This window comes from Streptomyces sp. NPDC048441 (assembly GCF_043200235.1).
GTDB lineage: Bacteria > Actinomycetota > Actinomycetes > Streptomycetales > Streptomycetaceae > Streptomyces.
In genome coordinates this window covers 218,631-240,151 of the sequence record NZ_JBICXM010000012.1, presented here as the reverse complement: position 1 = coordinate 240,151, position 21,521 = coordinate 218,631, and the positions used below count along the sequence as shown (strand labels likewise).

The following is a 21,521-nucleotide window of genomic DNA, read 5'->3' as shown; positions in this document are numbered from 1 at the left end:
CACTCACCGTAATGGCCAGGGTCGAGCTCCCGGCGGGAACACTTCAGCGACCGCCTACCCTTGTCACATGAGCAGCGGCGACCGGGAACAGGCAGTGGGCGTTAAAGGAACGTACGAGGTACGCACTTACGGGTGCCAGATGAACGTCCACGATTCGGAGCGCCTCTCCGGTCTTCTCGAGGGCGCCGGATATGAACGCGCGCCCGAGGGCTCGGACGGTGACGCCGACGTGGTCGTCTTCAACACGTGCGCCGTGCGGGAGAACGCCGACAACCGTCTGTACGGCAATCTCGGCCGCCTGGCGCCGATGAAGACCAAGCGGCCCGGCATGCAGATCGCCGTCGGCGGCTGCCTGGCCCAGAAGGATCGCGACACCATCGTGAAGAAGGCGCCCTGGGTGGACGTCGTCTTCGGGACGCACAACATCGGCAAGCTGCCCGTCCTCCTGGAGCGCGCCCGCGTGCAGGAAGAGGCACAGGTCGAGATCGCCGAGTCGCTCGAAGCGTTCCCCTCGACGCTGCCCACACGCCGCGAGAGCGCGTACGCGGCGTGGGTGTCCATCTCCGTGGGCTGCAACAACACCTGCACGTTCTGCATCGTGCCCGCCCTGCGCGGCAAAGAGAAGGACCGCAGGACCGGCGACATCCTCGCCGAGATCGAGGCGCTCGTCGGCGAGGGTGTCTCCGAGATCACCCTGCTCGGGCAGAACGTGAACGCGTACGGCTCGGACATCGGCGACCGCGAGGCCTTCAGCAAGCTCCTGCGGGCCTGCGGGAAGATCGAGGGCCTGGAGCGCGTGCGCTTCACGTCCCCGCACCCGCGTGACTTCACGGACGACGTGATCGCCGCCATGGCCGAGACCCCGAACGTGATGCCGCAGCTGCACATGCCGCTCCAGTCGGGCTCGGACCCGATCCTGAAGGCGATGCGCCGCTCGTACCGCCAGGACCGCTTCCTCGGCATCATCGAGAAGGTCCGCGCCGCCATGCCCGACGCGGCGATCTCCACCGACATCATCGTCGGCTTCCCCGGGGAGACCGAGGAGGATTTCGAGCAGACGATGCACGCGGTCCGCGAGGCCCGCTTCGCCAACGCCTTCACCTTCCAGTACTCCAAGCGCCCCGGGACGCCCGCGGCGACCATGGAGGGGCAGATCCCCAAGGAGGTCGTGCAGGCGCGCTACATGCGCCTGGCCGCCCTCCAGGAGGAGATCTCCTGGGACGAGAACAAGAAGCAGGTCGGCAGGACTCTCGAACTGATGGTGGCCGAGGGCGAGGGCCGCAAGGACGGTGCCACCCACCGCCTCTCCGGACGCGCCCCCGACAGCCGCCTGGTCCACTTCACCAAGCCGGACACCGAGGTCCGCCCAGGTGACGTCGTGACGGTCGAGATCACCTACGCGGCACCGCACCACCTCCTCGCCGAGGGGCCCGTCCTGAACGTGCGCCCCACGCGCGCGGGTGACGCCTGGGAGAAGCGCAACGCCGAGGCGGCGGCCAAGCCCGTCGGCGTGATGCTGGGGCTCCCCAAGGTGGGCGCCCCCGAGCCGCTGCCGGTGGCCTCCGGAAGCGGCTGCGGCTGCGACTGACCAGGGGTCGGCGGACAACGGGCGGGCAGTGGACAACGGGGGACGGTCGGGGGACGGGCTGATGGCGCGCTGGGCGTTGATGATGGAGAACCCACCGGGGCCGGGGGCGTGGCATCTGTTCGAGCTGATGGCCACGGTGGACGGCACGCGTGAGGAAGCGGTGGAGCGGTTCGCCGAGTTCGTGCGCCTGTACCGCCCCAAGCACCCGCGCTATCCCGTACGGATGCGGCGCTACCGCACAGCCGACGGCTGGATGCTGATCGGCGACGGATCGTCCGGGGGTTCCTTCCCGTACCGCTTCTCGATCTCCGAGCTGGAGTGGGACTCGGGACCGATCGCCTACTAGCGCGCGTGCGCGCGTTACGCTGCGGATCATGCTTGTCGCCGCAGCCGTCTGCCCCTGCCCACCCCTGCTCGTACCCGAGGTCGCCGCGGGCGCCGCCCCCGAACTGGACGCCGCGCGTGCCGCGTGCATGGACGCCATCGGGGTGCTCGCCGCCTCGCGGCCCGACCGGCTCGTCGTGGTCGGCCCCGCCGAGCAGAGCGGGCGCGGCACGCACGCGCAGGGCGCCCGCGGGACGTTCCGGGGCTTTGGCGTGGACCTCGATGTACGCCTTGGACGCTCTGTCGGCGACGGAGTGAACGATGCGGCGGGCTCCTCGGCCGATGAGGCGGAGCGCCGGCTTCCGCCCTCGCTCGCCGTCGCCGGATGGCTGCTCGACCGTACGGAGTGGTCGGCCGCCCCACTGGAAGGGCTCGGAGTGGGGGAACCTCTGGCGGCCGAGCGGTGTATTCAAGTGGGAGGGGACATCGCGGCACGGGCCGACCGTGTGGCCCTGCTGGTGATGGGCGACGCCAGCGCGTGCCGCACGCTGAAGGCGCCGGGGTATCTCGACGGGCGCGCGGCAGGGTTCGACGCGGAGGTCGCGCTTGCGCTGGGAGCGGCGGACATCGAGGTACTGAAGGGTCTTGACGAGGAGCTTGCGTACGAGCTGAAGGCGGCGGGACGGGCGCCGTGGCAGGTGCTCGCGGGCGCGGCCGACGGCGCGGGCCTGAGCGGCGAGCTGCTCTACGAGGACGCGCCGTACGGCGTCGGGTATCTGGTGGCTGCCTGGTCGTAGCGGTCGCTGGGACCGCGCTGGGCCAGGCCCGCACGGACCGCCGGACGCACGGCGACGGCCGTGGAGCTGGTGGCGCTCCACGGCCGTCCGCCGCTGTTGTTCAGCCGATGCCTGAAAGCTGACTCAGCCGGTGCTTCAGGGAGCAGGAGGGGGCGTCGGAGGGGCAGTGCCACCGCCCGCGTCCTTGCCCTCGTCGGGTGTCGCGGCGAGCCGGTCCACGGCATCCTTCGCCTTGCCCCTACCCGTCTGGATCTTGTCGCTGTACTTGCCCTTGGTCTTGTCGTCGACCACCTTCGCGGCCTTGTCGAGACCCTGGTCGATCTTGTCCCCGTGCTGCTGCGCGAGGTCTGCGACCTTGTCCTTCGCCGGGGCGAGCTTGTCTTTCAGGCTTTGCAGGAAGCCCATGGGTTACCTTCCCTCGCTGGGAGAGTCACTTGCGGGCGCCTTCGTCGGCTTCGTCGTTGTCGGCGGCCTTCTCCGCGGACTGCTGCTTCGGGATCTCCACATTCTCCGCGGCAGCCGCTTCGGTGCTCTCCGCCTTGTCCTTGGTATCGGCCTTGTCGTCGACCTCGGCGTCAGCCTTGGCGTCGGTCTTGGCCTCGGCCTCGGTGTCGTCCTCGATGGATTCGGCCTTGGCCTCCTCCTTGCCGGTTTCGGCGTCGGGGGACTCCTCTGCCGCTTCCGGCTCGGCTGTCGGGGTGCCGACCGCCGCCTCGGTTGTTGACGCCTCTTCCGTGTCCTTGGACTTCCTACGGAACCGTGCAAAAACGCCCATATCTACTCCATACGTTACTCGTGTGGGCGAAATCCCGCGCCGCCCGGTGCGCCCTGTTGCGCCGACCGGGTCGCCGGTCCTCGAAACCGGCGGCCGGAACCTCGCAACAGGCAACGACCCTGGACCTGTGCCGTCACGTAGCTCATTCGGGAAGTGGCCGCAGGGTTTGCGAGACTGGGGCGGTGAGTAGTGCAGCTCCCGCCCCGCGGGTCATCGCCGTCGTCGGGCCGACCGCGGCAGGAAAGTCCGATCTGGGCGTTTTCCTCGCCCAGCGTCTCGGCGGCGAAGTCGTCAACGCCGACTCCATGCAGCTCTACAAAGGGATGGATATCGGGACCGCCAAGCTGACGTTGGAAGAGCGCGACAGTGTGCCGCACCACCTCCTCGACGTCTGGGATGTCACGGAGGCGGCGAGCGTCGCCGAGTACCAGAAGCTGGCCCGCGCGGAGATCGACCGTCTCCTGGCCGACGGGCGCTGGCCGATCCTGGTCGGGGGCTCCGGGCTGTACGTCAGGGGTGCCGTCGACCATCTGGAGTTCCCCGGCACCGACCCCGCCGTGCGGGCCCGCCTGGAGGAGGAGCTCGCGGTGCAGGGCTCCGGAGTGCTGCACACCCGCCTCGCCGCCGCCGACCCCGGAGCGGCCCAGGCGATCCTCCCCAGCAACGGCCGCCGGATCGTCCGCGCCCTCGAAGTCATCGAGATCACCGGCAAACCCTTCACCGCCAACCTCCCCGGCCACGACTCCGTCTACGACACCGTCCAGATCGGCGTCGACGTAGGCCGCCCCGAGCTCGACGGACGCATCGCCACGCGCGTGGACCGCATGTGGGACGCGGGCCTGGTCGATGAGGTGCATGCGCTGGAGGCCGTCGGGTTGCGCGAGGGGCGTACGGCGTCGCGTGCGCTCGGGTACCAGCAGGTGCTCGCGGCGCTCGCGGGGGAGTGCACCGACGACGAGGCGCGCGCTGAGACCGTGCGTGCCACCAAGCGCTTCGCGCGCCGTCAGGACTCGTGGTTCCGACGCGATCCCCGGGTGCACTGGATCAGTGGCGCCATGGCCGATCGAGGGGAACTCCCAGGACGGGCACTGGCGTTGGTCGAACGAGCGGTCACAGCCTGATCACGTGATGGCATCGGGACGCTCCGGCGGTCATCCCGGCCCCTGACGCCGTGCCATCATCGACCATCGATCGACCAGTGGAGTCCGAGGCGGGAGGGCGGATGGCGATGGAGGCCGGCCCTCGTGACACCGCGCATGACGGCGGCGAGCTGACCCCGGACGGCCCTGACGGGGCACCGGACGGCGTGACCGACGACGGTCCCGGCGCGGACGACATGACCGTCGCCGAGGTCGAGGTCGAACTGCGCCCGCAGCGCCGCCTGCGCCTCTGGCAGCTCGCGCCCATCGTCATCCTGGCCGCTGCCGGCTCGCTGATGTTCGCCTTCCCGCTTGCCTTCGAGTTCGGTGACGGCGGCGCCGTCGTCGCCATGCTCGGGCTTCTGATCAGTAGCTGCGCCGCGGGCTGGGGCATGATGGCCGCGCGCCGCGTGGGGCACACCTGGCCGGGACTGCCCGAGCGCGGCTCCGGAGGCCGCCCGGACTGGCGGATCGTCTCCGCGTACGCCCTGGTGTTCCTGGCCGCGGCCGTCCTCGCCGTGTGGCGCGTCGCACGCCTTCGCTGACACCGTCGTACGAGGTCAGGGTGCTGATGGGCACCGTAGCGGCCGAGTGTCGTAGCCACCCCGTACGATCGAGGAATGAGCACGCGGATCGCCTTCCTCAAGGGGCACGGGACCGAGAACGACTTCGTGATCGTCCCGGATCCCGACAACGCCATCGAGCTGCCCCCGGCCGCTGTCGCCGCCCTGTGCGACCGCCGTGCGGGCATCGGGGGCGACGGTCTGCTGCATGTCGTACGGTCCGCGGCGCACCCCGAGGCGCGGCATCTGGCGGCCGGGGCCGAGTGGTTCATGGACTACCGCAACGGCGACGGTTCGATCGCCGAGATGTGCGGCAATGGAGTGCGCGTCTTCGCTCGATATCTGCAGCGCGCCGGTCTCGCGGGCGAGGGTGACCTGGCCATCGCGACCCGTGGTGGCGTGAAGACCGTGCACATCGCCAAGGCCGCGGCGGGCGGGGACATCACCGTCGGCATGGGCAAGGCGCTCTTCCCCGAAGGGGACGTCACCGTCTCCGTGGCCGATCACCACTGGCCCGCGCGCAACGTGAACATGGGCAATCCACATGCGGTCGCATTCGTGTACGACCTGGCCGACGCGGGCACCCTGTACGACCCGCCGCTTTTCAGCCCCGCTGCCGCCTACCCGGACGGTGTGAACGTCGAGTTCGTCGTCGACCGAGGCCCGCGGCACGTAGCCATGCGGGTGCACGAGCGCGGCGCGGGCGAGACGCGTTCGTGCGGCACGGGCGCGTGCGCCGTCGCCGTCGCGGCGGCCCGCAGGGACGGGGCGGACCCCGCGGCCACCGGTTCGCCGGTCACGTACACCGTCGATCTGCCCGGCGGGAGCCTGGTGATCACCGAGCGGCCCGACGGCGAGATCGAGATGACGGGTCCCGCGGTGATCGTCGCCGAAGGCGAGATCGACGCGGAATGGCTCGAAACTGTAAACCCGTGAACTGTCGCTCGAATGGGTGATCCGTTTCACGCTCGGCGAGAGGCGGTCAGCGGCGCGTGGTGGGCTCGGTAGCATCAAGCACCGGCCCGGACGGAGCACGCCGTCGTCCGCTCACCGCCGGTCGGAGCAGCCGGAGGTGCCCATGAGTGCGGAGGCTACAAACCCTGCGATGCCAGGCCCTGTGACGCCCGGAGCGCAGCGCAGGCGCGGTCTTCCGCGGCTTGACCTGCGCAGGCTCGGTCGGGCGGCCCTCCTCGGGTCCACCGCCCGGGACCGCCTTCCGGATGCGATCGGCCATGTGGCGGAAGCCCATCGCGGCCACTATCCGGACGCGGATCTGGAGCCGTTGCGGCGTGCGTGGGTCCTCGCGGAGTCCTCCCACCGCGGCCAGATGCGCAAGAGCGGTGAGCCGTACATCACACATCCGCTCGCGGTGACCCTGATCCTCGCCCAACTGGGCGCGGAGACCACGACCTTGACCGCCTCCCTGCTCCACGACACCGTCGAGGACACGGACGTGACGCTCGACCAGGTGCGTACGGAGTTCGGCGACGACGTCTGCTATCTGGTCGACGGGGTCACGAAGCTGGAAAAGGTCGACTACGGAGCGGCCGCCGAGCCCGAGACCTTCCGCAAGATGCTCGTGGCCACGGGCAACGACGTACGCGTCATGTCGATCAAGCTGGCCGACCGCCTGCACAACATGCGCACGCTCGGCGTGATGCGCCCCGAGAAGCAGGCCCGGATCGCCAAGGTGACCCGGGACGTGCTCATTCCGCTCGCCGAGCGCCTCGGAGTGCAGGCGCTCAAGACCGAGCTGGAGGATCTCGTCTTCGCGATCCTCCACCCGGAGGAGTACTCCCGGGTCCAAGAGCTGATCGCGGCCAACGCGGTGAGCGGCGGCGACCCGCTGGAGGGGACGGCCGACGACGTCCGCGCGGTGCTGCGCGAGGCGGGCATTGCGGCCGAAGTCCTCATCAGGCCACGGCATTTCGTCTCCGTCCACCGGGTGCACCGCAAACGCGGCGAACTGCGCCCGGCGAACTTCGGACGGCTCCTGGTCCTGGTGAACGAGGACGCGGACTGCTACGGAGTCCTCGGCGAGCTGCACACGTGCTTCACGCCCGTGGTCTCGGAGTTCAAGGACTTCATCGCCGTACCGAAGTTCAACCTCTACCAATCGCTGCACACGGCCGTGGCCCGCCCGGACGGCGAGGTCGCCGAAGTCCTCATCCGCACGCACCAGATGCACAAGGTGGCCGAGGCCGGAGTCGTCGCCCTGCGCAATCCGTACGCTCCTCCTTCGGAGGAGCAGTCCGATGCCGGTCCCGACGCCCCTTCCGATGATGCGGCCGACGGCGAGCGCGCGGACCCGACCCGGCCCGGCTGGCTCTCCCGCCTCCTCGACTGGCAGGAAGCCGCCCCCGATCCGGACACGTTCTGGTCCACGCTCCGCGAAGACCTCGCCCAGGACCGGGAGATCGCCGTCTTCCGCCCCGACGGCGGCACGCTGGGGCTGCCCGCTGGAGCGAGCTGTGTGGACGCCGCGTACGCCCAGTACGGCGAGGACGCCCACGCCTGCATCGGAGCGCGCGTGAACGGGCGCCTTGCGACGCTGAGCACGGTCCTGCGGGACGGCGACACGGTGCAGCTGCTCATGGGGCAGGACGCGGCGTCCGGCCCCTCCCGCGAGTGGCTCGACCACGCGCGCACGCCCGGCGCGCGGATCGCCATCCGGCGCTGGCTCACGACTCACCCCGTGCCCGCGGCGACTCCTGCGGCGTCGGCCCCGGAGAAGCCCGCGCCTCCGCCGCAGACGTCCGACTTCCCCCGCCCCGCCGCGGCCAACGCGGTCGTCGACAGGGAGGGCGCGAGCGTCCGGCTCGCCGGTTGTTGTACGCCCGTGCCGCCCGACGAGGTGACCGCCTTCGCGGTGCGCGGTGGCGTGGTCACCGTGCACCGTGTCGAGTGCCCCGCGGTCGCGCGCATGAAGGAGGTGGGGCGCGCGGAGGTCGGAGTGCGCTGGGGGGACAGCGCGGAGTGCCGGGTCACGCTGATCGCCGAGTCGTTCGGGAGGGCGCATCTGCTGGCCGACCTCACCGAAGCCATCGCCCTCGAAGGGGTCGAGGTCATGTCGGCGACCGTCGAGCCGCCGACCCAGCAGCGGGTGCGCCACACGTACACGCTGCAACTCCCGGACGCGGCCCACCTTCCGGGGCTGATGCGCGCGATGCGTGCGGTGCCCGGGGTGTACGACGTCAGCCGCGCCCAGCACGCGGCGGCCACTCCGTAGTGGTCCGGTAGGGGAGCAGTCGGCGCCACAGCCGCCTACTGACGACTCGTTCGAGTGGCGTGACGCGCGCCGATACCGGTACGGAAGCTCCGCGCTGATAGCGGTAGTTCATGCTGCTCACCCCCCGGGTCAAGGCCTCGCGGCCGAAGACTCTTCGCATCGGGACCGCGCTCCTGGCCGCGGCCACCTCCGCCACTCTCCTCGCCGCGAGCGCGCCCTCACCGGCCAAGCCGCTCGGCATCGGCGACCGGCTCTTCCCGCACCTGGGCAATCCCGGGTACGACGTCACCTCGTACGACATCGCTCTCACCTACCGCGGCGACAACAAGAAGCCGCTCGACGCCGTGACGGTGATCGACGCACGCACGACCGACGCGCTGGAGCGGGTCAACCTCGACTTCGCCCACGGCAAGGTCCGCTCCGTCGACGTCAATGGCGCACGCGCCCGCTTCCAGTCCACCGGTGAGGACCTGGTCGTCACGCCGTCGCGGCCGCTCGGCCGGGGTGAGCCGATGCGGATCACCGTCCGGCACACCAGTGACCCCGCGCCCACGAAGGACCAGGACGGCGGTTGGCTGCCCACCGCTGACGGGCTCGCCATGGCCAACCAGGCCGACGCCGGGCACCGCGTGTTCCCGTGCAACGACCACCCCGCGGACAAGGCGATGTTCACGTTCCGCATCACCACGCCCAAGGGGCTCACCGCCGTCGCCAACGGCTTCCCCGTCGCCACGGCGCACACCGGGTCCACCACGACCCGGGCCTTCCGCACCCGCCACCCCATGGCGACGGAACTGGCGCAGGTGTCCATCGGCCGCTCCACCGTGGTGCACCGCACCGGGCCGCACGGCCTCCCCATGCGCGATGTGGTGCCCACGAAGGACCGCAAGGCCATGGAACGCTGGCTGAAGAAGTCGCCCGCCCAGATCGGCTGGATGGAGAAGAAGGTCGGGCGCTACCCCTTCGAGACGTACGGCGTGCTGATGGCTCATGCGCAGACCGGCTTCGAACTCGAGACGCAGACCCTCTCTCTCTTCGAGAGAGACCTGTTCAAGCGTCCCGAGTTCCCCGAGTGGTACGTGGACTCGATCATGGTGCACGAGCTGGCGCACCAGTGGTTCGGCGACAGCGTGAGCCCGAGCTCGTGGTCCGACCTCTGGCTCAACGAAGGACATGCCACCTGGTACGAAGCGCTCTTCGCCGAGGAGAAGGCGAAGAAGCCCCTCGAGAAGCGGATGCGCGAGGCCTACCGGGAGTCGGACGGCTGGCGTGCCGCCGGCGGACCGCCGGCCGCTCCGAAGGGGCCCGCGCCGGGGCAGAAGATCAGCATCTTCCGGCCCGTGGTGTACGACGGCAGCGCGCTGGTGCTCTACGCCCTGCGACAGGAGATCGGGTACCGGAACTTCGACCGCCTCGAGCGGGACTGGGTGCGCACCTACCGGGACGGGAACGCGACGACCGCGGACTTCGTACGCCTCGCCTCAACGACAGCGGGGCGCGACCTGAGCGGATTCTTCGATGCCTGGTTGTACGGCAAGAAGACGCCGCCGATGCCCGGCCATCCGGACTGGCGTAAAGCGGCGCCCGCCGGGAAATAACCCACGTGACGAGACGGGCCGTTCCGTGCAACCATCTTCAGGTCGGCGCGGGCCGGCCCCGGGGAATCTCGGGGCGGCCCCGAGCGTTGAGCTCTATGACGAACCCCATCGACGTAAGGATCCAATGACCTCCTCTTCTTCCCCTTCCCAGGACGCGCAGAGCCTCGCGCAGAACTACCCCGAAGGTCTTCGGGCCGATGCCCTGATGGAAGAGGACGTCGCCTGGAGCCACGGACACGACGGAGAGCGGGACGGCGAACAGCTCGACCGCTCCGAGCGCGCGGCCCTGCGCCGCGTCGCGGGCCTCTCCACCGAGCTCGAGGACGTCACCGAAGTCGAGTACCGACAGCTCCGTCTGGAGCGAGTCGTGCTCGTCGGTGTATGGACCTCGGGCACAGTGCAGGACGCGGAGAACTCGGTCGCCGAGCTGGCCGCCCTCGCCGAGACGGCGGGCGCGCTCGTGCTCGATGGCGTCATCCAGCGCCGCGACAAGCCCGACCCGGCCACGTACATCGGATCCGGCAAGGCCCTCGAGCTGCGCGACATCGTCCTCGAAACCGGGGCCGACACCGTCGTCTGTGACGGTGAGCTGAGCCCTGGCCAGCTGATTCACCTCGAAGACGTCGTCAAGGTCAAGGTGGTCGACAGGACGGCCCTGATCCTCGACATCTTCGCTCAGCACGCCAAGTCCCGAGAGGGCAAGGCGCAGGTCGCTCTTGCCCAGATGCAGTACATGCTCCCGCGGCTCCGCGGTTGGGGTCAGTCGCTCTCCCGTCAGATGGGCGGCGGCGGATCCAGCGGTGGCGGCGGCATGGCGACCCGTGGTCCCGGTGAGACCAAGATCGAGACGGACCGCCGTCGGATCCGCGAGAAGATGGCGAAGATGCGCCGGGAGATCGCGGAGATGAAGACGGGCCGCGAGATCAAGCGCCAGGAGCGCAAGCGCAACAAGGTGCCTTCGGTCGCGATCGCCGGCTACACGAACGCGGGCAAGTCCTCCCTGCTCAACCGCCTCACGGGCGCGGGCGTCCTGGTGGAGAACTCGCTGTTCGCCACCCTCGACCCGACCGTGCGCCGGGCCGAGACGCCGAGCGGCCGGATCTACACTTTGGCCGACACCGTCGGGTTCGTACGGCATCTGCCGCACCACCTCGTCGAGGCGTTCCGCTCCACGATGGAGGAGGTCGGCGAGTCCGACCTGATCCTGCACGTGGTGGACGGTTCGCACCCGGTCCCGGAGGAGCAGTTGGCCGCCGTGCGCGAGGTGATCCGCGATGTGGGCGCGACCGACGTGCCCGAGATCGTGATCGTCAACAAGGCGGACGCGGCCGATCCGCTGGTCCTCCAGCGCCTGCTGCGCAACGAGAAGCACGCGATCGCGGTCTCCGCCCGCACGGGCGCGGGCATCGAAGAGCTGCTCGCGCTGATCGACGCCGAGCTGCCGCGGCCCGAGGTCGAGATCGAGGCCCTCGTGCCGTACACGCACGGCCAGCTGATCTCGCGCGCACATGCCGAGGGCGAGGTGCTCTCCGAGGAGCACACTGCCGAGGGCACGCTGCTCAAGGCGCGGGTGCACGAGGAACTGGCGGCGGATCTCACGCCGTACGTCCCGGTCGCCGGCTGAAGGTAAGCCCGGACAGGCGTAGTTCACGCGGTTCACGCGGTTCACGCGGCGAAGGCCCGCCCCCTCTCATAGGGGGCGGGCCTTCGTCATGCCATGAGGTGTCGATGAGCGGCTACTTGGAACCGTACTTCTTGCTCATCATGTCGTAGACCTGCTCGGCGCCCTTGCCCAGCTGCGGTCCGGCCAGCCAGGTGTTCTCGGCCGGGCCGATCGAGGTGTTCGAGACGAGGCGGGTCTTGTCACCCACCATCCGGAACCAGCCGCCACCGGACGAACCGCCGGTCATGGTGCAGCCGATGCGGTACATCGTCGGCTGGGCGGACGTCAGCGAGAGACGGCCCGGCTTGTCGATGCACTTGTGCATGATCTGGCCGTCGAACGGGGGAGCGGCGGGGTAGCCCCAGGCGCCCATGGAGCTCACGCTCTGCGTCGACGGAGTCGAGAAGTCGACGTCAAGCGCGTTGCCGACCGTCTCCTCGAGGGACTTGGAACCCTGCTCGGGCTTCACGTGCAGCACGGCATAGTCGTACGGCGCACCGGCACCGCCTGATTCGGCACCCTGGTCGATCCACTCGGCGGAGGTCGAGACCCAGTCGGCCCAGTACTGGCCGTACGGGGCGACCTCCTGCGGGGCGGCGTTGCTCACCTCGGCCTCGGACTTGCCCAGGTCGTTGTACGAGGGCACGAAGGTGATGTTGCGGTACCAGCCACCCTCGGCGCCGGCGTGCACACAGTGGCCCGCGGTCCACACGAGGTTGGACTTGCCCGGGTTGCGCGGGTCCTTGACGACCGTGCCGGAGCAGACCATCGAGCCCGCGGGAGCGTCGAAGAAGATCTTTCCGACCGGGGCGGCGTTCTCGTGGTACGGCGTCTTCTCGCGCTTGGCCTGGACCGGCGACGGCTCGGGGTCGGTCGCGCCTTGGTCGGCGGGGGCGTCCTTCGCGGCGATCGTCTTGTTCGGGTCCTTGGCGTCCTTCATCCGCTTGGGCTTCCACAGCCCTTCGATGACCGGGTTGACGAAGTCCTTGGCCTCCCGCAGCCATTCCTTGTCGAAGTTCTTCCAGCCACCGTTCTTCCACTTGTCCGGGTCGATGCCGTGCTTCTTCAGCTTGTCGGCGAGGTCGCTGGGCAACTGGGCGTCGGAGCCGGTGTCGGAGCCCTTGTCCGACCCCTGGGAAGTGCCGGAATCCGGCTTGTCGCTGGCCTTGTCGTCGCTCGGGCCACAGGCCGTGGCGGTGAGCGCGAGAGTCGCGGCGAGCCCGGTGGTGGCGAGTGCGAGACGCCGTCCGCGACTGCGCGCGAAGGGCGCACGAGTGGAACGCATGGTGCTGTAAACCCCCGAATAGAAACTGCGTGTCATTGCTGCGATTGTTCAATTGCCATGTACGTGTCATGTGGCGGATCGGAGGCTCCAGGAGCTCCCCGCCGGTGCAACACCCCACTATGCCTCGGTGATTGGGGACGTACGGAGGCGGGGTCGTGAAGGTTTCCGGGACCCCGCCTCCGTACAACAGGCGACTGAACGACTACTTGGCTGAGCGACTCTTGGCTTGAGCGACTACTTGTCGGCGAACTTCTTGCTGACCGAGCCGTAGACGCCCTTGGCTTCCTTGCCCAGGCGCGGACCGGCCAGCCAGCCGGCCGTCACCGGGCCGATGGAGGTGTTGGACACCAGGGAGGGCTGGCCGTTCGAGCCCTTGGCGACCCAGCCACCGCCGGACGAACCGCCGGTCATCGTGCAGCCGATGCGGTACATCGTCGGGTCGGGCTTGCTGATCGAGAGCCGGCCCGGCTTGTCGGCGCACTGGAACGCCTTCTGGCCGTCGAACGGCGGAGCGGCCGGGTAGCCGGTCGCCGTCATGTCGGCGATCTGGGGCACCGCCGGGGCGTTGAAGTCCACCGGAAGCGCCGAACCGACCTGCTCCTCGAGGGACTTGCCCTCGCTGCCCTTCTCCGGCGTCACGTGGATGACCGCGAAGTCGTACGGCGCGCCCTTGCCGCCCGTCGGGCCGCCCCCTTCGATCCACTGGTCGGAGGTCTGTGCCCAGTCACCCCACCAGACGCCGTGCGGAGCGACCTCTTCCTTGGGGGTGTTCTCCAGCTCGTCGACCGACTTGCCCGTGTTGTTGTACGAGGGCACGAAGGCGATGTTCCTGTACCAGCCGCCGTCCGCGCCCGCGTGCACGCAGTGGCCCGCGGTCCACACCATGTTGGACTTGCCCGGGTGGGCCGGGTCCTTGACGACGGTGGCGGAGCAGACCATCGAGCCGTCAGGGCTGTCGAAGAACAGCTTGCCCGACGCCGGAACACTGGCCTCGTACGGCGTCTTCACGGCCGCGGCCTTCACCGGCGCGGGCGTCGGGTCGGTCACGCCCTGGTCGCCGGAGATGTCGTTGTCGTCGACTCCGCTGTCGGGGTTCTTGTCCGCGCCCCGCATCCGGTCGGAGTCCCACAGACCGTCGATGATCGGGTTGACGAAGTCCTTGGCGTCCCGCAGCCATTCCTTGTCGAAGTTCTTCCAGCCACCGTTCTTCCACTTGTCCAGGTCGATGCCGTGCTCTTTAAGCCGGTCCTGGATGTCGTCCGGGATCTTGACCTTGCCGTCGTCGTTGCCGTCGTCGGCGGGCTGGGACGCGGACGGTTCGTCGCCCGCGTTGTCCTCACTCGGGCCACAGGCCGTCGCGGTCAGAACGAGCGCCGCGCCGATGGCGACAGCGGCCGCCACGGGGGAGGTTCTGACGCGCGCGCTCCTGCCACGACGAGCGGTATTGAGCGGGCGTATGGGTCGCATAGAGAGATTCCCCCTGGGCTTCGAATTCGTTCCACGTACCGGACACCGCATGCCGCGCGGGTGCGTTGAGCAGGTGCGTTGAGCAGTGTGTTGCCGTGGCGCAGCGCACCCTGTTGCTGGTGAACGGCACCCCACACTATGCCGGTGCCGTAGGGGACCGCCGACGGAACGGCAACGGTTTCGCTACGACCTCGCTGACCTGGCAACTATCCAGAGATCTACCGATTTGGCAGCTTCTTGTGTCTGGGCCTGTCGGTAGATGTCGGATCCCGTTGACGTCAACGACTGATGTCAACAACCGATGTCAATAACTGACGTCAATAACTGATGTCAGCACCTGCGTTGAGATCAAACCGTGGGTCACGCCGGGAACCTACGGCACCGCTGGGCCGCTCGGCTTTATTCGGTTGCCGCTCCCCATGTCCGCCCCTCACCATGGGCGAGACACCGGGAGCTGCCCGGTGCTCCACGAGAGGAGGCACGACCGTGACCACAACTGTCCTCGGCCTGCCCGCAGACCGTCCCTCTCGCACTTCATGGAGCACCTCCAGCGATGTCTCACGACCATCTCTCGCAGCACGCCCGGCACACTCAGAACCCCCAGCCCCCTGCGTTTCCTGACGGCCTGGGCGACGTCGACGACCGGTTCATCTTCGACTTCCGTTCCTACGACGACCTCGAGGACGGCCAGCGTTGGTCGACTTGGCTCAGCGTCGAACCTCTCTGCCGGGGCCCCGAGCCGCTCCCGGACTGGGTGGTGACCTCGCAGGGCGCGATTGACACCGAGCTCGGCGTCCTCAAGACCGGCAAAGAGGCTGACGTCCATCTCGTCGAGCGCGCCGACCGGCTCGACCCCGCCGCCGGCGTGGTCATGGCTGCCAAGCGGTACCGCTCTCCCGAACACCGGACCTTCCACCGTGCCGCGTCCTACACCGAGGGCCGCTCGATGAAGCGCTCCCGTGACGAGCGGGCGGTCAAGCGGAAGAGCACCTTCGGCCGACAGGTCGCGGCCGGCGAGTGGGCGGTGTCCGAGTGGGGCGCTCTGGTGCGGTTTTGGGGCCTCGGGCTGCCAGTTCCCTACCCGGTCCAGATCGACGGCACCGAGATCCTGATGGAGTGGATCACTGTCGTCGACGAGGACGGCGCGGTAGAGACCGCGCCTCGGCTCGCCCAGACTCGACCTTCCCCCGAGCTGCTGGCGGCGTACTTCGAGCAGCTCACCGATGCGCTCGCGACCATGGTGCAGAACGGCATCGTGCACGGCGACCTCTCCGCGTACAACATCCTGGCGGCGGGCGAGCGGCTGGTCATCATCGACCTGCCACAGATCGTCGACCTGGTCGGCAACCTCAACGGGATGGCCTTCCTCCAGCGCGACTGCGCCAACATCTGCGGCTGGTTCCGCTCGCGGGGTCTCGAGGCCGACGAGCACGCGCTGTTCGCGGAGCTGATGGCGCACGCCTTCTGAGCCGGGCGGCGCGTCATGTCCTGTCCAGCGTGGTCAGAGGCGGCGCACGCGTCCGGCGATCGCGTGCCCGACGAGCAGGTAGATCACGGCGGGCAGGCCGTAGTTGAGGGTGACGCGCAGCCCTTCGGTGTCCATGGTGAAGATGTCCCGCGCCCACCAGGAGAGCGAGTCGGCCATGCCCTCCACGAACTGGACGAAGACATTCGCCTGGTTCGCTCCGAGCAGGTGGAGCAGGATCCACAGCGCCAGGAACGCGGCGGCGACGTCGGCAACGGTGTGGATGATCAGGGCCGCACGGTTGGCGGTGGTGCCGCCCCGGCCGCGGTTGTACTGATCATTGACGGGCCTGGATTCGGGGACGTTACTCACTGGATGTCCCAATCTGGCGCAGACAGCGCCTCGACGGCAGGGAAGAGCGATCACGGCCAGGGCAGCCACCCCCCACAGGAGTCACCCTGGCCGTGATCGGATACGGGTCACTCGCGCGCCCGCACTTAGCTCTGCGCCACCTGGGTCCTGCCGCGTTACTCGCCGAGTAATACGTCCGATATGCACGTCCGTTCGCGGTAGCGCGCATCCTTCAGTCTTCCGAACGCAAATCGTCGATCGAGGGATTTCGGGCTTCGGGCAACGTGGCGCCATTGCTGCACAGGCGGCATCGGCACCATCCGAATGAACCACTGCACTGCAATGTGAACCACTGCACTGCAACGTGAACCGCCGCCCTGCAATAGGTGCGCGCCAAATCAAAACGCCGAGCGCACTGCTCGCCGCAGATCTGAAAGAAGTCACCCAATGGCGACACACGTCTTAACGCGCACGTATCCCTGATAAGCCCTTCGATGCCGTCGTGTTCCGCGAGTCACGTCGATCCTGGGTTCGCCGGCTCGCCCCGCACCTCCCTCTGCGCCCGGGGGGTCGATCGTGTTACCGAGGCGTTCCGCCGACGCCTCGGAACGCGGTCCACACCGGCCCCGAGAGGAAGCGCTCGCGGCGGGACAGCCACACGCCCGCTACTCAAAGGCGCCGCAGCCAGGCGGCGGCACCATGGCCGACCGCAAGGTAGATCACCGCGGGCAGGGCGTGGTTGAAGAAGACGCGCAGGCCTTCGGTGTCCATGATGAAGATGTCCTGCGACCAGCCGGCGAGCCAGTTGGCCACGCCGTGCACGAAGTCGACGAAGGCGTTCGCCTGATTCGCTTCGAGCAGATACATCAGGATCCACAGCCCGAGGAATACCGCGGCGATATCGGCAAGACTGTGGATGATCAGGGCCAGTCGGTCCGTCCCGACGCCCTTTCGGTTGGCTGCCGGGCGCCTTGGGGCATCGTACGGAGCGTTCGGAGCTCCTCCGTGCGGGGCATAACCTCCAGTCACCGGCAAAGGGGCCGTATCCCCGCGCTGCGGGGCGTTTGGGCTGCCCTGGTAGCGGGGATTTGCATTGGGGTCGTATGGGGCATTTTGGGGTATGCCGTCGTTGGTGTGATTCACGATCCGGTGTGTTGCCCGTCCAGTATTTCCCAAACCCCCTTCACGGTCATTTCACATTCATGCCTTGAGGTGGCCACTTTACCTTTGCAGGAAGCCGACCGATCGCGACGGAGATGTGCAATACACCGAGTTCGGTGGCAAGGAAAAGACTGAGTTGTGGCGGGGCAGCCGACTGGAGGCCGCCCGGGGCCGCGCGCGACGATCTTGAACTGGCGCATGGGGTTCCGCCTTCGACGGCGCCGGGCTCCGGCACGGCAAGGATCTTCTGATTACCCGTGATCCCCCGCAGCCCCCGTCGTTGGTACGTATGGGGGACTGGCGGCCTGCGTTCATCTCCCCTGCCAACTCGTCGGTGTGCTCGCCCAGATCGAGTGGGAAGCGCCCATTCCCAGCGGGAGGACCAACAGTCGTGGCCGTGACCGAACCGGCGCTCGCGGCGGTTTCCGCCGGACAGCCCGCAGCACACTCCTCGGCCCACTACGCGGCACAGTCCGGGGCCCACGAGGGGATTCTGAGACGCCAGTCGGCGCGCGAGTCGGCGGCGCGCACCTATGCGCGTGCCCTGCCGATCGTGCCGGTACGGGCGCGGGGTCTGACGATCGAGGGCGCCGACGGACAGCGCTACCTCGACTGCCTCTCGGGCGCGGGGACCCTGGCCCTCGGGCACAACCATCCGGTCGTGCTCGAAGCGATCAGAAATGTCCTCGACTCGGGGGCACCCCTGCACGTCCTGGACCTGGCCACGCCGGTCAAGGACGCCTTCACCACCGAGCTGTTCCGCACGCTGCCGCGTGGGCTCGCGGACCGCGCACGGATCCAGTTCTGCGGTCCCGCGGGCACGGACGCGGTAGAGGCTGCGCTCAAACTCGTGCGTACGGCGACCGGGCGCGACGGCATGATCGCCTTCACCGGCGCCTACCACGGGATGACGGCAGGGGCGCTCGAAGCATCGGGCGGCGCACCCGATGTACGCGTCGCGCGCCTGCCCTACCCGCAGGACTACCGCTGCCCGTTCGGGGTCGGCGGGGACCGCGGCGCTGAACTCTCGGCCCGCTGGACCGAGAGCCTCCTCGACGACCCCAAGTCGGGCGTACCGCATCCGGCCGGGATGATCCTCGAACCGGTGCAGGGCGAGGGCGGTGTGATCCCGGCCCCTGACGGCTGGCTGTGCCGGATGCGCGAGATCACCGCCGCACGCTCCATCCCGCTCATCGCGGACGAGGTGCAGACCGGCGTCGGGCGCACCGGCACCTTCTGGGCCGTGGAGCACAGCGGCGTCGTCCCGGACGTGATGGTGCTCTCCAAGGCCATCGGCGGCAGCCTGCCCCTCGCCGTCGTGATCTACCGCGACGACCTCGACGTCTGGCCGCCCGGAGCCCACGCGGGCACCTTCCGAGGCAACCAGCTCGCCATGGCGGCAGGCGCGGCCACGCTCGCGTACGTCCGCGAGAACGGCCTCGCGGAACGCGCGGGAGTCCTGGGCGCCCGCATGATCACCCAGCTGCGGTGCCTGGCCGCCGAGCACCCCTGCATCGGCGACGTCCGTGGCAGAGGCCTGATGATCGGCGTCGAGCTCGTGGACCCGGCTGCCGCGGACCGGCCCGGCGCGGGCACTTCTGACGGCACCTCGGTCGGCGACCATGCGCCTGCCGGTTCCACCGAATCCACCGGTTCCACCGGTTCCACCGAATCCACCAGTTGCACTCAACCCACGGGTTCCACCGGAGCCCTGGACCGCCCCACCCGCCCGCTTCCCCCGGCACCCGAACTGGCCGCCGCCGTACAGCGAGAGTGTCTGCGGCGCGGGCTCATCGTAGAACTGGGCGGACGCCACTCCAGCGTCGTACGCCTCCTTCCTCCTCTCACCATCACGGACGAGCAGGCGACCGCGATCCTCGACCGCCTCGCCGACGCGCTCTGCGCGGTGGCGCAACCGCACCACGGATAGTCACGTCGGCCCCGGGCCGTCCCGCGGACGGCCAAGAGGCATCAGCACAGCTCCAGCCCCCGTCGCCACGGAGTCCGAACGACCCCACAAGGAAGCTCTCTTGAACGCCACCCCCACATCCGACGGCCCACCCCACCCCCACGTGCCAGGCGCGTGCGGTACGCAATCCTCGCTGGTGGCAGAGCACGACACGGTCCCCCGGCAGAAGGGAAGCCGGCAGGCCGAGCATCTGGGAGGCATGACCGCCGACCTCCTGGAGCACCCGGATCCGCACACCGCCGCGCAGCTGGCCGCCATCGAGAACCTCCTGCGCTGCTGGGTACGCGAGAACGACCTGCCCGCCCCGGAGCAAGGCGCCCTGCGCATCCCGCTGGACGCCAGTGGCACCGCCCTCCTCGTCCCCGTGAACTACTGGTCGGCGACCGGCTGGCACCGGTTCGGCCTCCCTTACCTGGAAGACGGCCCTCGGAGCGCACCTCCGGCCGACGCCGTCACCGTCGCCGCACTCCTGGGCCGTGAGACGGGCCAACAGAGCGAGGCCACCGAACCGGACGGCGCGGATGGGGTGGGTCGCGTGGGTGGCGTGGGTGCGGAGCACCAGCGGCTTCAGCAGCCAAGGCAAAACCAGCACTCCCAGCACCCCCTGCGTCCCCAGCAGAACCCACACAGCGAGCGCGTCGAGGGAGCCCAGGGCGTCGAGGGCGTCGAGGGAGGGGACCTTGTCGGCCGTGTCGCCGACTCTGTGCGGCGCACCGCCACCTTCATCGCCGAACGCCGGAACAATCCGGGGGAGGAGCCCGACCTCTTCCTCGCCGCCGAACAGTCCCTGCTCCTGGGCCACCCCCTGCACCCCACTCCGAAGAGCCGCGAGAGCCTCTCCGACACCGAATCCCGGCTCTACTCACCGGAGTTGCGCGGCGCCTTCGCGCTGCACTGGCTCGCCGTCGACCCCTCCGTGCTCGCCACGGACTCGGCGTGGACCGAGCGCGGCCGCACCCTCCCCGCCGAGCGGCTCACTGCCCGACTCGCAGGTCCGGAGCTCCCGCTGCCGGAAGGCCGCGCCGCCCTGCCTGTGCATCCGTGGCAGATCCGTGAACTCAGGCACCGCCCGGCGACCGCCGCGCTCCTGGAAGCCGGACTTCTCCAGGACCTCGGCCCGCACGGCGCACCGTGGTACCCCACCTCCTCCGTACGCACCCTCTATCGCTCGGGTGCCGCCGCCATGCTGAAGCTCTCGCTCGGCCTGCGCATCACCAACTCCCGTCGTGAGAATCTCCGTAAGGAACTCCACCGAGGCGTCGAGGTCCACCGGCTGCTGCGCAGCGGCCTCGCCGAGCAGTGGCAGGCGGTCCACTCGGGCTTCGATGTGATCCGCGACCCGGCCTGGCTCGCTGTGACCGGTACTGACGGCGTGCCTGTCCGCGGGCTCGACGTCATGATCCGGCACAACCCCTTCGGCCCCGGCGACGACGCCACCTGCATCGCGGGACTCGTATCGCCAAGGCCGTCGCCGCAGTCCACTGGACACGACCGCCCCGCGATGCGCTCCCGGCTCAGCGAGATCGTCATCCGCCTCGCCGGACGGACGGGCCGCTCCCGGGGAGCCGTCGCCACGGAGTGGTTCCTGCGCTACCTGGAGAACGTCGTGCGTCCCGTGCTCTGGCTGGACAGTGAGGCAGGTGTCGCCCTGGAGGCGCACCAGCAGAACACTCTCCTCCTGCTCGACTCCGACGGGTGGCCCGCGGGAGGGCGGTACCGCGACAATCAGGGCTACTACTTCCGAGAGTCGCGCCGTGCCGAACTCGACCGACGGCTTCCCGGCATCGGTGAGCACAGCGACACCTTCGTCTCCGACGCGGTGGCGGACGAGCGCTTCGCCTATTACCTCGGCATCAACAACATCTTCGGTCTCATCGGGGCCCTCGGTGCCGAACGTCTGGCTGACGAAAGGCTGTTGCTCGCCGCGTTCCGCCGTTTTCTCGGCGACACCGTCTCCGGCACCGCTCCATTGCGTACCCCCCTACCTGCCGTGCTTCTCGACTCGCCCGTGCTGCGGTGCAAGGCCAATCTGCTGACCCGGCTGCGCGGCCTCGACGAGCTCGTGGGTCCTGTCGACACCCAGTCCGTCTACGTCAACATCGCCAACCCCCTTCATTCCTGAGGAACATGCCCCACCCTCTCTGAGA

Annotated in this window: 18 protein-coding genes; 12 read left to right on the top strand and 6 right to left on the bottom strand. The window is 69.2% G+C overall.

Translation table 11 applies throughout. From position 1 onward, the window contains the following. Window positions 1-67: 67 nt before the first annotated feature. The 3 genes from miaB to ACGFSB_RS27940 all read left to right on the top strand — a co-directional run bounded on the left by miaB (window position 68) and on the right by ACGFSB_RS27940 (window position 2,709). Window positions 68-1,588 (top strand): tRNA (N6-isopentenyl adenosine(37)-C2)-methylthiotransferase MiaB, encoded by a 1,521-nt coding sequence (gene miaB, locus ACGFSB_RS27950; RefSeq protein WP_393404780.1) that lies wholly within the window; start codon window positions 68-70, stop codon window positions 1,586-1,588. Window positions 1,589-1,649: 61 nt separating this feature from the next. Further along, entirely contained in the window at window positions 1,650-1,934 is a 285-nt protein-coding gene (locus tag ACGFSB_RS27945) for a hypothetical protein (protein ID WP_393404778.1), read from the top strand. Window positions 1,935-1,962: 28 nt separating this feature from the next. Continuing rightward, window positions 1,963-2,709: a class III extradiol dioxygenase subunit B-like domain-containing protein gene (locus tag ACGFSB_RS27940; RefSeq protein ID WP_393404776.1), complete on the top strand. Its 747-nt coding sequence runs from the start codon at window positions 1,963-1,965 to the stop codon at window positions 2,707-2,709. 135 nt (window positions 2,710-2,844) lie between these two features. Here the strand turns inward: ACGFSB_RS27940 and ACGFSB_RS27935 are convergent, their stop codons facing one another. Then, window positions 2,845-3,114, bottom strand: a complete 270-nt coding sequence (locus ACGFSB_RS27935) for an antitoxin (protein WP_393404774.1) — start codon at window positions 3,112-3,114, stop codon at window positions 2,845-2,847. A 25-nt stretch (window positions 3,115-3,139) separates the two neighbouring features. Continuing rightward, window positions 3,140-3,484: a hypothetical protein gene (locus ACGFSB_RS27930; protein ID WP_393404772.1), complete on the bottom strand. Its 345-nt coding sequence runs from the start codon at window positions 3,482-3,484 to the stop codon at window positions 3,140-3,142. A gap of 182 nt (window positions 3,485-3,666) precedes the next feature. Here ACGFSB_RS27930 and miaA point away from each other — a divergent pair, with 182 nt between their 5' ends. The 6 genes from miaA to hflX all read left to right on the top strand — a co-directional run bounded on the left by miaA (window position 3,667) and on the right by hflX (window position 11,637). After that, window positions 3,667-4,605, top strand: coding sequence for a tRNA (adenosine(37)-N6)-dimethylallyltransferase MiaA (gene miaA / locus ACGFSB_RS27925; protein WP_393404770.1), 939 nt, complete (start codon window positions 3,667-3,669; stop codon window positions 4,603-4,605). A gap of 101 nt (window positions 4,606-4,706) precedes the next feature. Then, window positions 4,707-5,168 carry a hypothetical protein gene (locus ACGFSB_RS27920; RefSeq protein ID WP_393404768.1) on the top strand — a complete coding sequence of 154 codons (462 nt, stop codon included), beginning with the start codon at window positions 4,707-4,709 and terminating at the stop codon, window positions 5,166-5,168. 75 nt (window positions 5,169-5,243) lie between these two features. Continuing rightward, complete coding sequence (dapF, locus tag ACGFSB_RS27915) at window positions 5,244-6,122, top strand: diaminopimelate epimerase (RefSeq protein WP_393404766.1); 879 nt, start codon at window positions 5,244-5,246, stop codon at window positions 6,120-6,122. A gap of 142 nt (window positions 6,123-6,264) precedes the next feature. Beyond that, window positions 6,265-8,415, top strand: a complete 2,151-nt coding sequence (locus ACGFSB_RS27910) for a RelA/SpoT family protein (RefSeq protein ID WP_393404764.1) — start codon at window positions 6,265-6,267, stop codon at window positions 8,413-8,415. A 110-nt stretch (window positions 8,416-8,525) separates the two neighbouring features. Beyond that, a complete protein-coding gene (locus tag ACGFSB_RS27905; RefSeq protein WP_393404762.1) occupies window positions 8,526-10,013 on the top strand; it encodes a M1 family metallopeptidase in 1,488 nt (495 codons plus the stop codon). Between the two features lie 124 nt (window positions 10,014-10,137). Beyond that, window positions 10,138-11,637 carry a GTPase HflX gene (hflX, locus tag ACGFSB_RS27900; RefSeq protein ID WP_393404760.1) on the top strand — a complete coding sequence of 500 codons (1,500 nt, stop codon included), beginning with the start codon at window positions 10,138-10,140 and terminating at the stop codon, window positions 11,635-11,637. A 112-nt stretch (window positions 11,638-11,749) separates the two neighbouring features. Here the strand turns inward: hflX and ACGFSB_RS27895 are convergent, their stop codons facing one another. Together ACGFSB_RS27895 and ACGFSB_RS27890 are read right to left on the bottom strand one after the other, a co-directional pair. Next, the gene (locus tag ACGFSB_RS27895) at window positions 11,750-12,961 is read right to left on the bottom strand and encodes a trypsin-like serine peptidase (protein ID WP_393404758.1); all 1,212 of its coding nucleotides are present in this window, start codon (window positions 12,959-12,961) and stop codon (window positions 11,750-11,752) included. A gap of 234 nt (window positions 12,962-13,195) precedes the next feature. Next, window positions 13,196-14,428 carry a trypsin-like serine peptidase gene (locus ACGFSB_RS27890; protein WP_393404756.1) on the bottom strand — a complete coding sequence of 411 codons (1,233 nt, stop codon included), beginning with the start codon at window positions 14,426-14,428 and terminating at the stop codon, window positions 13,196-13,198. A gap of 553 nt (window positions 14,429-14,981) precedes the next feature. Between ACGFSB_RS27890 and ACGFSB_RS27885 the strand changes: the two genes are divergently transcribed. Next, window positions 14,982-15,896, top strand: coding sequence for a serine protein kinase RIO (locus ACGFSB_RS27885; protein WP_393404753.1), 915 nt, complete (start codon window positions 14,982-14,984; stop codon window positions 15,894-15,896). Window positions 15,897-15,929: 33 nt separating this feature from the next. Here ACGFSB_RS27885 and ACGFSB_RS27880 read toward each other — a convergent pair whose 3' ends face one another. Both ACGFSB_RS27880 and ACGFSB_RS27875 read right to left on the bottom strand, forming a co-directional pair. Continuing rightward, window positions 15,930-16,265, bottom strand: a complete 336-nt coding sequence (locus ACGFSB_RS27880) for a hypothetical protein (protein ID WP_393404751.1) — start codon at window positions 16,263-16,265, stop codon at window positions 15,930-15,932. Window positions 16,266-16,913: 648 nt separating this feature from the next. After that, window positions 16,914-17,273, bottom strand: coding sequence for a hypothetical protein (locus ACGFSB_RS27875; protein ID WP_393404900.1), 360 nt, complete (start codon window positions 17,271-17,273; stop codon window positions 16,914-16,916). A 523-nt stretch (window positions 17,274-17,796) separates the two neighbouring features. Between ACGFSB_RS27875 and ACGFSB_RS27870 the strand changes: the two genes are divergently transcribed. Together ACGFSB_RS27870 and ACGFSB_RS27865 are read left to right on the top strand one after the other, a co-directional pair. Further along, a complete protein-coding gene (locus tag ACGFSB_RS27870) occupies window positions 17,797-19,335 on the top strand; it encodes a diaminobutyrate--2-oxoglutarate transaminase family protein (RefSeq protein WP_393404749.1) in 1,539 nt (512 codons plus the stop codon). 238 nt (window positions 19,336-19,573) lie between these two features. Further along, window positions 19,574-21,496 carry an IucA/IucC family protein gene (locus tag ACGFSB_RS27865; RefSeq protein ID WP_393404897.1) on the top strand — a complete coding sequence of 641 codons (1,923 nt, stop codon included), beginning with the start codon at window positions 19,574-19,576 and terminating at the stop codon, window positions 21,494-21,496. Window positions 21,497-21,521: the final 25 nt, after the last annotated feature.

Excerpts from the sequence above, each read along its gene's own strand:
- ACGFSB_RS27865 (WP_393404897.1), top strand. The coding sequence starts at position 19,574 with ATGACCGCCGACCTCCTGGAGCACCCGGATCCGCACACCGCCGCGCAG.
- ACGFSB_RS27890 (WP_393404756.1), bottom strand. The coding sequence starts at position 14,428 with ATGCGACCCATACGCCCGCTCAATACCGCTCGTCGTGGCAGGAGCGCG.
- ACGFSB_RS27885 (WP_393404753.1), top strand. The coding sequence starts at position 14,982 with ATGTCTCACGACCATCTCTCGCAGCACGCCCGGCACACTCAGAACCCC.
- ACGFSB_RS27920 (WP_393404768.1), top strand. The coding sequence starts at position 4,707 with ATGGCGATGGAGGCCGGCCCTCGTGACACCGCGCATGACGGCGGCGAG.
- ACGFSB_RS27935 (WP_393404774.1), bottom strand. The coding sequence starts at position 3,114 with ATGGGCTTCCTGCAAAGCCTGAAAGACAAGCTCGCCCCGGCGAAGGAC.
- hflX (WP_393404760.1), top strand. The coding sequence starts at position 10,138 with ATGACCTCCTCTTCTTCCCCTTCCCAGGACGCGCAGAGCCTCGCGCAG.
- ACGFSB_RS27895 (WP_393404758.1), bottom strand. The coding sequence starts at position 12,961 with ATGCGTTCCACTCGTGCGCCCTTCGCGCGCAGTCGCGGACGGCGTCTC.
- dapF (WP_393404766.1), top strand. The coding sequence starts at position 5,244 with ATGAGCACGCGGATCGCCTTCCTCAAGGGGCACGGGACCGAGAACGAC.
- ACGFSB_RS27930 (WP_393404772.1), bottom strand. The coding sequence starts at position 3,484 with ATGGGCGTTTTTGCACGGTTCCGTAGGAAGTCCAAGGACACGGAAGAG.
- ACGFSB_RS27905 (WP_393404762.1), top strand. The coding sequence starts at position 8,526 with ATGCTGCTCACCCCCCGGGTCAAGGCCTCGCGGCCGAAGACTCTTCGC.
- miaB (WP_393404780.1), top strand. The coding sequence starts at position 68 with ATGAGCAGCGGCGACCGGGAACAGGCAGTGGGCGTTAAAGGAACGTAC.
- ACGFSB_RS27945 (WP_393404778.1), top strand. The coding sequence starts at position 1,650 with ATGGCGCGCTGGGCGTTGATGATGGAGAACCCACCGGGGCCGGGGGCG.
- ACGFSB_RS27910 (WP_393404764.1), top strand. The coding sequence starts at position 6,265 with ATGAGTGCGGAGGCTACAAACCCTGCGATGCCAGGCCCTGTGACGCCC.
- ACGFSB_RS27940 (WP_393404776.1), top strand. The coding sequence starts at position 1,963 with ATGCTTGTCGCCGCAGCCGTCTGCCCCTGCCCACCCCTGCTCGTACCC.